This is a genomic window from Gudongella sp. QWL-04 (assembly GCF_058683975.1).
Genome location: NZ_CM178754.1, coordinates 1929232 through 1944137 on the forward strand (window position 1 = coordinate 1929232; position 14906 = coordinate 1944137).

General features: G+C 41.3%; 15 protein-coding genes. All 15 read right to left on the reverse strand.

Translation table 11 applies throughout. The features are described 5' to 3' along the window. Positions 1 to 8 precede the first annotated feature (8 nt). The 15 genes from AC4PHB_RS09595 to AC4PHB_RS09665 all read right to left on the reverse strand — a co-directional run bounded on the left by AC4PHB_RS09595 (position 9) and on the right by AC4PHB_RS09665 (position 14737). A complete protein-coding gene (locus AC4PHB_RS09595) occupies positions 9 to 1781 on the reverse strand; it encodes a V-type ATP synthase subunit A (protein ID WP_492136213.1) in 1773 nt (590 codons plus the stop codon). Beyond that, positions 1774 to 2403, reverse strand: coding sequence for a V-type ATP synthase subunit E (locus AC4PHB_RS09600; RefSeq protein ID WP_492136214.1), 630 nt, complete (start codon positions 2401 to 2403; stop codon positions 1774 to 1776). The genes AC4PHB_RS09595 and AC4PHB_RS09600 overlap by 8 nt, the downstream gene beginning before the upstream one ends. 11 nt (positions 2404 to 2414) lie before the next feature. Then, complete coding sequence (locus AC4PHB_RS09605) at positions 2415 to 2720, reverse strand: V-type ATP synthase subunit F (RefSeq protein WP_320405646.1); 306 nt, start codon at positions 2718 to 2720, stop codon at positions 2415 to 2417. 2 nt (positions 2721 to 2722) lie between these two features. Continuing rightward, positions 2723 to 3160, reverse strand: coding sequence for an ATP synthase subunit C (locus AC4PHB_RS09610; protein ID WP_128425051.1), 438 nt, complete (start codon positions 3158 to 3160; stop codon positions 2723 to 2725). A gap of 28 nt (positions 3161 to 3188) precedes the next feature. Beyond that, positions 3189 to 5132 carry a V-type ATP synthase subunit I gene (locus tag AC4PHB_RS09615; protein WP_492136215.1) on the reverse strand — a complete coding sequence of 648 codons (1944 nt, stop codon included), beginning with the start codon at positions 5130 to 5132 and terminating at the stop codon, positions 3189 to 3191. Next, positions 5132 to 6187, reverse strand: coding sequence for a V-type ATPase subunit (locus AC4PHB_RS09620; RefSeq protein ID WP_492136216.1), 1056 nt, complete (start codon positions 6185 to 6187; stop codon positions 5132 to 5134). The genes AC4PHB_RS09615 and AC4PHB_RS09620 overlap by 1 nt, the downstream gene beginning before the upstream one ends. Positions 6188 to 6196: 9 nt before the next feature. Further along, the gene (locus AC4PHB_RS09625) at positions 6197 to 6523 is read right to left on the reverse strand and encodes a hypothetical protein (RefSeq protein ID WP_492136217.1); all 327 of its coding nucleotides are present in this window, start codon (positions 6521 to 6523) and stop codon (positions 6197 to 6199) included. Between the two features lie 275 nt (positions 6524 to 6798). Beyond that, complete coding sequence (locus AC4PHB_RS09630) at positions 6799 to 7368, reverse strand: indolepyruvate oxidoreductase subunit beta (protein ID WP_492136218.1); 570 nt, start codon at positions 7366 to 7368, stop codon at positions 6799 to 6801. Next, positions 7369 to 9144: an indolepyruvate ferredoxin oxidoreductase subunit alpha gene (iorA, locus tag AC4PHB_RS09635; protein ID WP_492136219.1), complete on the reverse strand. Its 1776-nt coding sequence runs from the start codon at positions 9142 to 9144 to the stop codon at positions 7369 to 7371. A 110-nt stretch (positions 9145 to 9254) separates the two neighbouring features. After that, positions 9255 to 9671 carry a DUF1622 domain-containing protein gene (locus AC4PHB_RS09640; protein ID WP_492136220.1) on the reverse strand — a complete coding sequence of 139 codons (417 nt, stop codon included), beginning with the start codon at positions 9669 to 9671 and terminating at the stop codon, positions 9255 to 9257. Between the two features lie 95 nt (positions 9672 to 9766). Further along, positions 9767 to 10225, reverse strand: a complete 459-nt coding sequence (locus AC4PHB_RS09645; RefSeq protein ID WP_492136221.1) for a hypothetical protein — start codon at positions 10223 to 10225, stop codon at positions 9767 to 9769. 159 nt (positions 10226 to 10384) lie between these two features. Continuing rightward, entirely contained in the window at positions 10385 to 10753 is a 369-nt protein-coding gene (locus AC4PHB_RS09650) for a zinc ribbon domain-containing protein (RefSeq protein ID WP_492136222.1), read from the reverse strand. A 168-nt stretch (positions 10754 to 10921) separates the two neighbouring features. Further along, a complete protein-coding gene (locus AC4PHB_RS09655; RefSeq protein WP_492136223.1) occupies positions 10922 to 11701 on the reverse strand; it encodes a transposase in 780 nt (259 codons plus the stop codon). A 185-nt stretch (positions 11702 to 11886) separates the two neighbouring features. After that, positions 11887 to 12999 carry an HD-GYP domain-containing protein gene (locus tag AC4PHB_RS09660; RefSeq protein ID WP_492136224.1) on the reverse strand — a complete coding sequence of 371 codons (1113 nt, stop codon included), beginning with the start codon at positions 12997 to 12999 and terminating at the stop codon, positions 11887 to 11889. Next, a complete protein-coding gene (locus tag AC4PHB_RS09665; protein WP_492136225.1) occupies positions 12980 to 14737 on the reverse strand; it encodes a hypothetical protein in 1758 nt (585 codons plus the stop codon). Before AC4PHB_RS09665 ends, AC4PHB_RS09660 begins: the two co-directional genes overlap by 20 nt. Positions 14738 to 14906 lie beyond the last annotated feature (169 nt).

The window sequence follows — 14906 nt, forward strand, 5'->3', positions numbered from 1 at the left end:
ATCACCCACTATTTGGAATACTCTGATTCTAACTGGTTGTAGAATTCATTGATCATAGTATTCAAGCCTTGTATTTTTTCGATCTCTTCGTTAGGTATGGTGTATTTCATCTTAATGATCTCCTCGTAGAGATCAGCATTTCTTACTCTTGATATCGGAATGCCTTTCTTGACCGCCTGAAGTCCTCTGTTGTATAGAAGTTCTATGGTCTTAAGCATTTCCAACTGCTTCTTAAGAGGAACGAAGGTGTCCTCCTTATGGAAGGCATTCTGCTGAAGGAACCCGATCTTGATTACTCTTGCAACCTCCAGGATAAGCCTCTGGTCATCAGGAAGTACGTCCTCTCCCACCAGAAGAACTATCTCAAGAAGTCGGCTTTCATCGTAAAGAAGGTTAAGCATCCTCGATCTGATTCCCTCGATATCCTCATTAAGCTCTTTCTCGTAGAACTTCTTGATCATATCACTGTAGCCGGAATAGCTTGTCAGCCAGTTTATTGCCGGGTAGTGTCTTGAGTAAGCAAGCTCTCTATCAAGACCAAGGAAAACGTTGACGAATCTCTTCGTGTTCTCAGTTACTGGCTCTGAGAAGTCTCCTCCCGCAGGAGAAACCGCTCCGATTATTGTAACTGAGCCCTCTTCACCTGAAAGAGTCTTTACATAACCAGCTCTTTCGTAAAACTGAGCAAGTCTCGAAGGCAGGTAAGCAGGGTAGCCTTCCTCAGCAGGCATCTCTTCAAGACGACCTGAGATCTCTCTTAGGGCCTCCGCCCATCTGGAGGTTGAGTCAGCCATGATCGCCACATTGTAGCCCATGTCCCTGAAGTACTCAGCCATCGTGATTCCTGTGTATATTGACGCCTCTCTTGCGGCTACCGGCATGTTTGAGGTATTTGCAATGAGAACTGTTCTTTCCATTATTGGTCTGTCGGATTTCGGATCAATCAGCTTAGGAAAGTCCTCAAGAACCTCCGTCATCTCGTTTCCACGTTCTCCACAGCCTACGTATATTATTATGTCCGCATCAGACCACTTTGCCAGCTGATGCTGAGTCATAGTCTTTCCTGTACCGAAACCGCCTGGTATTGCTGCTGTTCCTCCCTTAGCGATAGGGAAGAAAATATCAAGAACCCTTTGTCCGGTAATAAGAAGCTTATCTATCTGAAGTCTTTCCTCGACCGGTCTTTGAACACGGACTGGCCATTCCTGGTGCATCATTACCTCGTGTTCCTGACCCTTGAGGTCTATTACCTTCATAACTACATGGTTTATATTGTACTTCCCTGGAGCTGCAAGCCAGGATATCTTGCCCTCGACTCCTATGGGAACCAAAAGCTTGTGTGTTACAAGAGGCGTCTCTTCAACCTTGCCGAATATATTTCCTTGCTTTACATAATCTCCAACAGAAACTGTAAACTCGACATCCCAAAGTGCTTCCTCATCGATGGATATAAGGCCTATACCTTCGGGAATAAAGCTTCCATGTTCGTCCCTTATCCTTTTTAGAGGTCTTTGGATACCGTCAAACATATTACTCAGCATTCCAGGTCCAAGCTTAAGTGAAAGAGGCTTACCCGTGGAGATGATCTCTTCTCCTCTTTTGACTCCCTCAGTTTCTTCATATACCTGGACTGTTCCGTAATCGCCGTCAACAGCAATTACCTCTCCTATCAGCTTCTTGGTGCCAACCATTACCATTTCTCTCATCTTAAAGCCGGTCATGTTTTTGCCAAGAATAACGGGTCCGTTGATCATCTGGATTTCGCCTATTAGTTTACTCATTGCTCTCACCAGCCTTTCCAAGGACAAGGCACAGCCTTTGACCTATGGTGTATTCCTTTTCTTCGATAAGAGTCTTAAGTGAATGATCGATATTATAAGTCTTCTCGGAGTTGCTTATTACAAAGCCACCGATTTTTTCATCGCTCATGGTCTCAATGACAAAGGACTTGCCCGTTACTGCTACAAGGCCTTTGATGCAGCCCTTGATCGACTCCTTGTCCTTCTCTCTTACATAGACAACTACCTCATTGTTCTCAATTTCTTTGAGATATTTATTGATATTTTCGCAAAGATATTCATAATACTCATCAGTGTCGACAAATTGGTTCGCCCTCTTCAGGATCTCCCTTAAAAGTTGATCCTGCAGGTCCTTCCTCTTTTGTCTCAGCTGAGCTTTGTTCTTTTCAATTGCTTTGGCCATGGCTTCATTTCTCTCTATCTTAGCCATGCTGATTTTCCTTCTTACTATCTCGTCTCTATTGGCTTCAAGCTCTTTTCTTCTATCTTCAAGCGCCTGCAGATTCATCTCCTCAAGTTCCTTTAGAGCTTTCTGGAATTTCTCCTCTTCCTCACGGTAGACGATCTTGTGGAATATCTCCAATTTCTCCTCAACTGTTATCATAAGTTCACCACCTATATTTTTATGCCTATGGACTCTTTAATATACCTCATAATGAAATTCTTGTCCTTTAAGCCAGTACGGTCAGGAATCGTCACTATAAGCTGGGAGCTGCCGGTGCGCTTAAGCTCCAGCACCTCTTCCTTCATTTCTTCGAAGATCTTCTCAGTAATAATGATGATCCCGATATCCTTGTCCTCGACAGCCTCGTTGAAGCGTGCTGTTATTTCCTCTCTTGTCTGGGCAAGGACGCCCTCGATATTGGCCAGTCTCATCCCGATTATCGTATCTCTGTTATCACTGATCAGGAAAGACTTCATTTTTATAGCCTTCCCAGGATCATTATCGATACTATAAGTCCATAGATGGCGATACCCTCTGCAAGACCTACGAATATAAGTGTCTTACCAAGAAGTGATGAATCCTCTGAAACTGCACCAAGAGCTGCTGAACCTACAACTGCTACCGCGTAACCTGCACCAAGAGTTGCAATTCCTGTTGCTAAAGCCGCTGAAATAAAACCAAGTCCCTGCGATGATGAAAGAAGTCCGCCAGCTGCCTCTCCGGTCTCAGCGTTGATAGCTTGGGGAACCATGATAACTACTGCCGCTATAAGAAGTGGAAGAAATACGAACAGGTTGGTCCTTAGGATACCCTTTAATTTCTTTTTTCCACCTTCCATATTGTTGTAGATGTAAAAAACTCCTGTACCGATCGTAAGTAGAACTAAGATTGCTGTAGAAACAAGTATAAATGACATTTTTTCTCCTCCTAAAAATTAGATTGTGTTAGTTTTTAAGGCTGACTGGATTGAATTCTCTTCCATCGCCCTTGTAGTATCTACTGAATAGCTCGTAGTACTGAAGTCTCATTCCTTGAATGAAAACTATCAAGCCCTCGAGACCAATTATGAATATATTTCCTATAACTATCATAAGGACGTTTCCTGCTGCAGTGCCAATCATATGGCCCATAGTCTCAAATGCAAGGAATAATCCAACGTGCGTAAGTGCAAAGGCTCCAACTCTTATAAAGGATACAGTCCCGCTTAGCATTGCCAGGAATGTCTCAATAAGCGAGAATATGGATTCAACATAATAACCTGAAATATCCCCGCCGTGAAGAGGCCTTTTGTTCTCGATCATGTGAGTAAGCGGCAGCCTGAAGACTATTGCAAGAAGTGCAGCAACAGCAATCACAATACCTACAGGCATCGGGAGGATATTGATTCCAAGCATTCCTCCTCCAACAAGAACCAGTACTGTAATGTATAGGACAACACCAGCTACACCTTCTTTGCCGAACAATCCTTCCTCAATGTCGTGTCTCTTAAGTGCATTTATGATCCCAAATACATATGAGATTATGAGCACTGTAACACCAATGCCGATTGCGAAAAATAAAATGTCATTTATATTTTCGAAGGGCTTCATCCATAATGCAGGGATCCATGTTTCTATTCCGAATACAGCTCCATATAGAGCACCAAAAATCATTGAAGATATTCCAAGTCTTGAAAGCAATCCTCCAAAAAGCTTCATCCTCTTAGAAAGGAAATAACCACCTATAAGGAGTACAAGACCCTGACCAAGGTCTCCAAACATTATTCCAAATATTAACATGTAAGAAAGACTTACAAATGGAGTCGGATCAATTTCATTGTAATTCGGGGTGCCATAAAGGTTCACAAGCCACTCAAATGGTCTGAAGAACCAGTTGTTCTTTAGCTTCGTAGGAGGCTGAAGACTAGTCTCATCCTTGAATATAACAAGCATATCCCCGTATTCCTTGAGTTTTTCTTTTAAGTCTTCTCTCTCTGACTGTGCTACCCAGCCTGACATATAGAAGAATCTCTTTGAAAATGCTATTTTTTCTTTTATGTTATCAAGTTTGGAGAGAAGCTTTACCTGAGCTATTAGATGCTCAATCCTGTCTCCGTATTTTGCCTTGATTTCAGCTAATCTGTCCTCTTGGCCTTTTATCTCCTTTTGGAGTCTTTCCTGGTTCCTTATTATCTGCTCTCTGATCTCCTGCGGAGTACCTGAATACTCCTTAGGGATCGCTATCTCCCTGAAATTTAACGACCTTAAGATCCTTTTCATTTCTTCTTCTAGACTTGTAGGGTAAAGTACAAAGTAGACCTCACCCTCTGAGCTGGTTCCAGTGTGCAGAAGTATAGCAAGTATGTTTTCATAATTCTTTTTAAGTTTATAGCGGTCTTCCTTGCTAAGGATCCCCATCTTGAAGCTGAAATACTCCATTTCCCTAAGTGAGCTTATAGGTATTGTAAATTCCTTAAGCTCCTTAAAGCTGTTGGCATAGAAGTCCTCCAGGTAGTCAAGCTCCTTCTTCATAGCCTGAAGCATCATGTTTGGCTCAGTGACTTCTTCCCAGATGTCATTAAGCTCAACAAGAATTTCATCTCTTTTCATCTCGACTGCAGCCTCTTGCTTCTCAGACCCGGCTTCGATTCCGAGAATCTTTTTCAGTTCTTCTCCTTTTTTAAGAAGTTCCTCGTAACGCTCATCCTTCTCAAAGGTGGTAATGTTATTCAGGTCGATCAGCCTGTCGATGTTTTCATCGCTGACGTCGAAAAGGAAGTTGTTTTCCTCGATCTGCGTCATCGCATCTACAAGGTCTACCTTTCCGGACTGCAGGATATCCTTCAGCACCAGGTCTGTCTCCTCCACCTTGCCGATGATATTCATCATCGTCATTCTTTCTACGGACATTATTCATCACTTCCTTTTATCGTCCTTACGAGATACTCTTTGATCTCATAATAGGATAATCCATATTTTTTTGCTTCCAGTATAGATACAATATCCCGGATCTCAAACTCCAGCAGGTGAAGATATGCATTTGAAATCGATAGATCCAGCTTTCCTTTAGTAAATGTATTCTTGAACATATTGTATAAGTGCCGCTGCAGTCTAATCTCCATGAAAAGGTCTATGTCCTTCTCCTCATTCATCATTTCCTTATAGGGAGTCTTGGAAACCTTTGCCTTTAGGTCCTCAACAGTGCCGTAGCATAGCTCCTTCAACTCCTTGTAGCCAAAAAGCTTCCCATTGGGCAGTGTATAGTTTATAAGCTCCTCAGGTAGAAGATTGTAAAACTTAATCCCTCTATATATCCATTCAATGTTCAGCAGATCTATGTTTTCACTTAGGAAGTCGGTATAGATATTCCTATCTTTCTTCCCAAGGAAATTCGTACTTTCAAACAGTGAATTAAAGTAAAGCCTGTCTAGATTCATCTCCATATAGAAAAGAAGCTTGGAATAGTCCTCATGCCTGTAGGGATATAGAACATCATAGAATTTTGTTCCTTTCAGTCTCTCGATAAAGTCGTCCAGAGATTTAGAACTTCTAAGCTTTTCTATTGAGAAGCTGTAGTATTCATCCCGGATCATGCTGACTTTTTCATATTTTGACAGATCCTCCCCCCTTGCAAGGGCTCTAAGGTAAAGCTTCAGGTCCTCAGTTTCGAATCTGAACATATAGGCCTTATAAAACTTCTCATAGTCATCGGTAAAATACTTCAGTATCTTCTTGAACTGGATGATCAAAAACCTGTCCAGCTGGATTTCAACCTTCTGGATTTCATCCAGATCATGGAGCTCCTGAAGGACCTGTCCATAAACGGTATGGTCTTTCAAGTACTGAACCTGGTCGCTGACCTTTTCCTTTTCCATCAGCGTTATGTAGTCGGAATCCTTCAGGAAACGGGAGCGCATAACTCTCAATTTTGTATTTATTGCTGAAAATCGTCTTTCATTTCCCATTTTATCCCTCTATTCTTCCCCGGTCAGTATTTCTTTCCAAAGACTTTCGATTAACTGATCCTTTGCTTCGTTATAAACTACGTCGATATTGACCATGCTGCTCATACATTCGACCTCAATCTTGCCTGGACGCTCTGATTCCTGGACAGATTTCTGCATGATCTCCTGATAGGCCTTTTCTCCCTCCTCCATGTAAGATTTCATAAGGTCCTGCTCCAGCTTCTGAAGCATGTCCAAGCCCTCCAGCTTTTTCTTTCTCAGAAGTTCCTCATATTTGGCTCTTAGGGCAATGGTCTCCTTATCTAGATTGATGATTTGTTGTGTGATTTCGTTCATTTTTTATCACTCCTTAACCCTATTAATTATACTCTAATAGGAATATATAACAATAAATCAATATGTCGAAAATGGCAGCAAACAGTCGCAAATTGTGTCGTTGTTTGTTAAAACACTAACATCTTGGAATATCTCGATATTGCTCCTGTTTTCTCCATTTATCTTCATTTTTCACAAATATTAAGGAAAATTAATATATCGATGGGTAGTTCCTCCACCGAAAGGCGAGAAGCAAAAAATTAGATGCCACAGCCATCTGCGGCATCTCTATTATATTACAAACTCAATCCTTTTTCAAACGCATTCACATTAACTTCGTGAACTTTAGCTGGCAAGAATTTCTTTATCTTAGATATCCAATCGATTTTGTCCAGTCCAAGGGCTTTTACCATGAGTCCGAACATTACGATATTGGCGGACCTTGGTTCGCCAAGCTCCTCAGCGATCTCTCTTGCGTTGACTGATATTACGTTCTCAAGGGTATCCTTGATCCCCTCCATTATCCCAAGGGGGTACTCCTCCAGTCCGGAAAGTACAGGCAGGGGCCAGATCTCTTCCTCATTTACAATAAGAGTGCCACCTTTCTTAAGCATTGGTATATATCTAAGAGCTTCCACCTTTTCAAATGAAACCAGTATGTCGGCCTCTCCCTTGTTTATCGTAGGAGAGTATACCTTGTCTCCGAAGATTATCTGGGTCGTTACGCTGCCTCCTCTTTGAGCCATACCATGTATCTCAGACATCTTGACGTCGTAACCTTCCTCAAGGAGACCTTCTGTAAGTATCTTCGATACAAGTATAGTTCCCTGTCCACCTACTCCAACCATAAGTATTTTCTTATTCATCTATTTCACCTCTTCCCCGAAAGCTTCAATAGCATGGAACGGACATACCTGAAGACAAACCTGGCAGCCATTGCACATTGAGATATCCATGCTTACGACATTGTCCTTCATGGATATTGCAGGGCAGCCGATTCTCAGACAGGTCTTGCACTTTCTGCAAAGCTCCTGATTTACCTGGCAGTAAAGGTTGGCTCTTCTCTTTTGGACATCCTTTATAAGAGCGCAAGGCTGCTTTGTGATGATGACGAACGGCTCGTCAGTAGCTATAGCTGCCTTAACAGCCTCATAGTTTGCTTCCATATCATAGGGGTCTATGACTCTTAGGTTCTCTTCCTTGATCCCAATGGCCTTAACTAAGGCTATCAGGTCTACCTGAGGAGACTCTACGCCTGAAACTGTCTTGCCGGTTCCAGGGTTTTCCTGGTGTCCTGTCATAGCTGTGATTCTATTGTCAAGGATCACTACCGCCATATTGCTCTTGTTGTAGACTGCATCCACTAGACCGGTCATTCCTGAGTGGAAAAAGGTTGAATCTCCAACTACTCCGAATACCTTCTTATCTCTTCCGGCAATCCTATTTACTCTTTCGAAGCCGATTCCGGCAGAGATTCCTGCTCCCATACAGATCGAGATATCGCCAATATTTAGAGGTGCCATGGCTCCAAGAGTGTAGCAGCCAATATCTGTGGTTACATTTATCTTATTCTTATGCTTGCCCATTGCGTAGAAGATTCCTCTGTGAGGACATCCAGCGCAAAGTGCAGGCGGTCTGTTTGGAGCAGCTATCTCCAGTGTGTAGCCTTCCTCAGGCTTTTCACCAAGCATTACCTCTCTGATGATCTGTGGGCTGATTTCTCCACATACTGAGAAAATCTCCTTGCCTGTACACTCTATGCCCATGGCCTTCATGTAGTTTTCCATGTATGGCTCGTTTTCTTCTATAACATATAACTTCTCGACGCCTGCTGCGAATTCCTTCATCTTCTGGTCAGGAAGCGGCCAGCTGAAACCTACCTTAAGGTAGGATACTGTATTCCCAAATACCTCTTTAGCATGAACGTAGCATGCACCTGAGGTCACGATGCCTATCTTTCTGTCATTCCATTCTATCCTGTTCATCTCAGTAGTGTTTGAAAACTCTCTTAAGCGAGGAATCCTTTCGGTCTCCATCTCGATGTGCTTGACTCTTGAGTGAGCCGGTACCATTATGTATTTCTTGATATCCTTCGTGTATTCCTTAACTCCTGCCTCTACCCTGTCTGATAGCTCAACTGCGCCCTTGCTGTGGCAGATCCTTGTTGTGACCTTGAAAAGAACAACCGTATCGAACTTTTCAGATATTTCGAAGGCTTCCTTCATGAAGTCCTTGCATTCCTGGCTGTCAGATGGTTCTACCATTGCAATCTTTGCTGCCTGAGCATAAAGTCTGTTGTCCTGCTCGGTTTGGGAACTGTGCATACCAGGCTCGTCAGCTGTGATTATTACGCAGCCTCCGTTAACTCCCTCATATGCAAAGGAGAAAAGAGGATCTGCCGCTACGTTTAGTCCAACGTGCTTCATGGCTGCCATTGACCTTGCTCCGGCAATAGATGCACCTGCAGCTACTTCGACCGCTACCTTCTCGTTTGTAGACCATTCAGAATAGATCTCGGGGTATGTGGAAACGTTTTCAAGGATCTCAGTCGAAGGCGTTCCCGGATATGCTGCGGCAACTAAGCATCCGGCTTCGTAAGCGCCTCTTGCGATCGCTTCGTTTCCGGTCATAAGCTTTTTCATATAATCACTCCTCGTTTAATATCTTTGTTTACATTATATACTATATATAGAAAAATTCCACTATGTTTTAGTGGAAAATTCCAGTCTCTATGCGGCTTTAACGCTTAAAATCAGTGTCCTGACTTCATCGTTTCCTTGGGTGCTATACTGATATCTGCAGGGTCGATTGCCAGATCAGCCGGGTCTGGACAGTAAGTGTCGATGTTTTTTGCCCCAGTCTTAAGCTCCCAATGGAGAACGAAGGAAAGCACGACCCTTAGTATGGCAACAGAGGCAAGAATTACAAATTCGTCTATAGTTCTAATTACAACGGTTTTAATGATCTCTGCTGCCAGCTTGAACTCAAGGCTAAGTGCCATGGCTTTTGCAAAGTCTATAGATACGTCGTCTCCCCTAAAGTCAAATCCATTCCTGAAGAACTGAATAAGACCTCTTGCAGCTGCAATGGCTATGATCGCAACACCTATAAGCTCCAGCGAGCTGGTGATGTATGGTACTGTGTACTCAAGAAAATGCTCGATAATCAAACTTATCTCCCCTTAAATAAAAAGTAGAACAATAAATTCCCTAACGTTCATTCTACCATATGATGCACTTTTTTCCAAAATAAAATTATAACCATCTATCTGTTTTTTCGGTTGGACCACCAGGTGAATAGTATTGAGAAAGCTAATATCTGAAGAATTATCTCCGGATAGCCTGTTAGTGGATCGAATGAGAAATTTGTGTACAGCAGCCCCTCTATCGAGCCTGGACCTGTTATGACCGCACCGATCGATGTCAGTGCAAACATAAGCCAAGCCAGCTTAAGCCATCCAAAGTCTTCCTTGATAATGTTATTCTTGAATGGGTATATTGCTGAGCCCAGGATCGCTCCGCGTATAAGCTGAACTGGTACTGCAAGCCTTACTGAAAGGGCATCGGCAGGCTTCATGACAAGACTCATAAGCTCATCGGCCTCAAAGTAAGCAAAGTAATCGCTAAGGAGCATAAACATTATGCCAAATATCGTGTAGGTCAGGGTATGTATTACAGAAAATCTGGAAATGAACCTCAGAGGGCTCTCTCTTTTAATAAACATTCACTTACACCTTCCTTTCAGGGACAATGGGACACAATTCCAGCCATTAGGGACGGTCCCTATTGGCTGGAATTGTGCCGACATCGAGATAACTATAATTGTATTTTAAATCTCCTTAGCTTTTTATTTGGCTAGGAATCCGACTTATTATTAGTGCTTTTATAGCTTCTGACCGCAATTCGGGCAAAAATTGTACTGGGGATCCACTTGCGCTCCGCAGCTGGGGCATCCTGTATAGCCGGTTGTATGGGCATGCCCGCAATCAAGATCTCGATCGGCTATCGTAATATCATCGCCCCTGCGGATTTTGTCGCCCAGGTCCTTGTCCAGCATGCAGACTTGGCCGCAGCAGGACTTTGTCACAGTGTACTTCCAACCCCACTTGAATAATGGGATGAAGAAAAAGCTAAATACATTGCAATGACCTTGCACCGTATATCTCCCGTACTTACCGCAGGATGAACATATCTCAGCCCGATTGTATTCGTATGTATATGATTTGGGGTAAACCCCTGCAATAAAAAACATTCTTAAGTGCCTCCTAAGGACATTGGGGACGGTTTAATGACCTAAAAGAAATCTTTTAGCTCGTCGTAGGTCAGATGCAGCGAATTTCAAATTTTTATTTGGCTAAACAAGACGCTTTTTGGCTGAAATTGAACTTTTCTAAGTACAATTCTCAATCCGGTTATCCTGCTAATTTTTTTTAGCAACTTCTTGTACCATACTCCTGCTTACCTCCAGCATCTCAGCTATCTTCCTGAGTGAAAGCTTTGATCTATCAATCATGATATCAATCAAAGAATCCATTAGATCAGGCTTTCGAGTAAGCTGCCTTACATCGGTAATACCTTTGCGTTCACAAAATTCACTTATTATCCTTTGTGCCTTTATATATTTCAATTGTTCCATTTCTTCTTTGGTATCCAAATACTCCCCTTCATCCTCCAGCTTGTGAAAATCAATGAATGATTCAATGCTTCCGGATAGCTCTAGAATAAAATTATATTGATTCTGTTCAACTATCCCAAGGTTGCCTGTTAAATATCCATTATAGCTGCTCCATAAATATCCACTGCAATCCTTGACTATGGCTGCATTTACAGGGTTGTTGTGTGTATACCTTACAACCTGCATGAGATGTTCATCGCTCAACACCTCTTGTGACTTATAGCGATCCTGAAAAACATGCCCAATCCTATCCATCTTGCAGTTCAGCTTCATCGCAAAGGTTGTGTTTACTCGTTTTAGCAGGATGCTTATCTCAGTTAACTCGCCCCACATAACAATATGTACATGGTTATCCATGACACAATAGGCAACCACTTCAACATCGGACTCATCAAGCTTCTTGGACAAAATGTCCATAAACGCTTTTTTGAATTCGTCTTCACGAAAGATCATTTCTTTGTTGATGCCCCTCATCATAATATGGTAGTATCCACTGGGGCTTTCCGGTCTTTTCTGTCTCGGCACTAGTATCACCTCAACCCAATATTACCACAAATTTGTCATTTTCAAAATATTATATTAATATAAACAGCAAATGAGACATTAAAACAAAGAGAAAAGCCACCGGGGACGGTCCCTCATGGTTGTAATTGTGTGGATTTGCATTCAATTCCTGCCAAAAAGGACCGTCCCCGATGGCTCAAATGTCCCTAACTCAACTGGGAGTTCAGCATCTCAATAAAATCATCGACCAATCTTGGGTTTAAACCAATTCCAGCATCGTGCCGTAATAATCCAAGGATTTGATCATGCTCAAGTCTCGCTCGATATGGTCTGTTGCTTCTAAGTGCATCGTATATATCTGCGATGCTTATGATCTGACTGACAAAATGAGGTTTCCAATCATCAGCTATTGTCGGATATCCACCGCCATTGTACTTAATGTGGTGCTCTAACGCAGCTAATATGGCTATCCTAGGTATTCCCTTCTGGTTACATAGATACATTACTCCGTTTAGAGTATGAGCTTTTATAGTCTCAAACTCCTTGGTGGTTAGTGGACCTGTTTTATTAAGTATCTCATTTGGTACAAGCATCTTACCAACGTCATGCATCAACGCTGCATAAATTATATCCAGCAGCTCCGCTCCAGCAATCCCTATGTGTTTGGCCAAAGCCATTGAGAGTAATGCTACATTGATCGTATGAACATAAGTGTATTCATCTTCGCTTTTAACCTCTGCCAGATACTTCAAGGGGCCTGCAGAATATCTGAAAGTTTCCATTAAATCCTCTGATAGATTACTAACCGTCTTGAAATCAAATGACTTTTGAACATCAAGATTCTGTAACATGGAGATGAAATCGTTGGATGATTCCAGGTCCATAATAGAATCTATACTATCATCATTGTCTGTGCTGTCGCTTGTTGAAATCGTCCCAAGTAAGATATGTGCATAATCTCTTAGTCTTACATTTTTCTTGCCAGTATTGAATGTCTCATACAGAAAAACTGATAGCTCCTCCTGTTCTAGCCCTTTCACAAATACGATTTGATCAATACCTGCATCTTTCAGCAGCTTTATCAAGGATTCTGCTGCCCTCCCTACTCCAATTGCGGGTTTTTGATTAACTAATATGTTCTCATTTAAGAAGCCAATAAGTATCTTGTCTTCATTTTTAAAATTTTCATCAAAGCTTTTCATCAATTGTTCTATAGCTAATTTTGCCTGAGGATGCTTGTATGAATATAGCCTAATAGAATTGATAGCGCCTAGCAGTTCAGTTAAAATGTTGTCTACTCTATCTTGACTTATAATCATGACTGACTCCTTTTAAATGCCTTTTTATCCTACTAAGCTTCTTCGGTGATAAGGTAAGCCTGTTATTCATCAACCTATTATACAAATCCTGAAAAGAATTAAGATCTATCCAAGCGATTGTATCGATTGTTTTCACAATGAATTTATACATATTATCATCGATATGAAATGTACTTATCCTTTCGACAAGAGTTTCAACCACTTCAGTGACCCTAAATTCCTTGATTAGGTCAAGCAAGATCAAGATCTGTTCATTATTCCCGACTTGAATAAGGTGATTAATTTCACTTATTATCTTGTCGTCATTCTGCGTCAATAGGATCCTCAAAGCCAGTATTTTAGCTTCCATTGAATCACAGATATAAAGCTTCGCGGCGATGTCCTTTGGTATCGAGTCAAGATGTTCATCAATCATTGGGATAAATATTGATATTTTCCTTGTTGGGTCCCCAATGTACTTTCTTACAGCCTGAATGGCTGCCATTTCTTGGAATGATTGCATCAGAACTAGAATTCTCCGCCTTGTCCTCAAATCCTCTTCATCGATATAAGCATCGATAAGCCATCCTAGGTTTTTAGGTCCGCTTGCATTAATGACTTCCTGAAGATAATTATCGCTGTATGACTTGCTTGCTCTGATTGTTTGAGACAACTTTAATACTGAAGAATCCTTATTCAAGTATGAATGCACCCGTTCATCACTTATGATCGAATGGATGAACTGCCAGTCTCTAGTGTCAATAAATTCATCAAGATACTTATGTATGCTGTCTACAAAACTAATATGCATTGAGTCATCAAGCTTATTCCTTACCAGATGTAAAAGTGCAGTTACAATTGTTCTATTGATAAGTTTACTGTCAAACAAATCAATTTCAATTAAACCATTCTCGGATTGTGCATCATAGGATAACAAGCTCCGTAGGTGTTGCCTGTAATCCTCTGTAACATACAACTCATATGCTTCTCTCTCGACCAGCTTGTTTATTTGATCATCGCTTATCACTTCGTCAGTCGTCTCTAAACTTTCACCTCCTGCGAGTTTCCTGGCTAAATCCATGGCGACAAGAAGATCGACTAATGAAGGCGAGATGGAATTCTTCTTTACATTTGCTCTTGCAACCACAACAGAAATCGCTTCATAAGGTAATCCTTTTAAAAAGATAGATGCCTCATTCTCAGACATCTTGGACAACTCTTCCAATGCAATATCTATCAATTCATCAGTAGTAAGACTATCTACTAAAGGATTAAGTGTCCTTAATGACTTAATCAACTCACTTCTTATACTTGTTTTACCTGAAGGTACATCTTGAATTTCGGTCTGGTATCCATATCTTAGACTACTATAATCCATCTCTTCAATAATTATTGAATCAATATTATGGATCGCATACTGAATATCAGTATGGTATAACAGCTTGCTATTGGTAGGAATGGCATTCAATAGATAGAGAAAATCAATTATAGGCGAGAATCCAACCCCTGAACAAAATGTTACAGAAGTTATACCTCGACCACCCAACAATTGCATTATGTATCCTGCTTTTATGTTATCTGCACTAAACTCCACACCATTTATTATAAGGCTGAACCCGGTATCTACAATCTTGATATTTGGAGTGGTGCTATGTATTTCCCCAATAGTCCTAAGCAGATCCAATACAGCTTGATTAACAAAATCATGGCCATGTGAATACAAAAGATATTTCTTCTCTAGTACTACTAATTCATTCAAAAAATCTTCATATTTAACCGCCAAAATGATTACCTCGCTTATTAGTATAAGTGCTTAGGCTACGATATGCATGAAAAGTGAATTTCTCAGTAAATTCTGACTCTATTATAATATATTTCCTGCATTAATCGCAAAAATAGTTTTAGGACATTGAATAAAGCCACTAGGG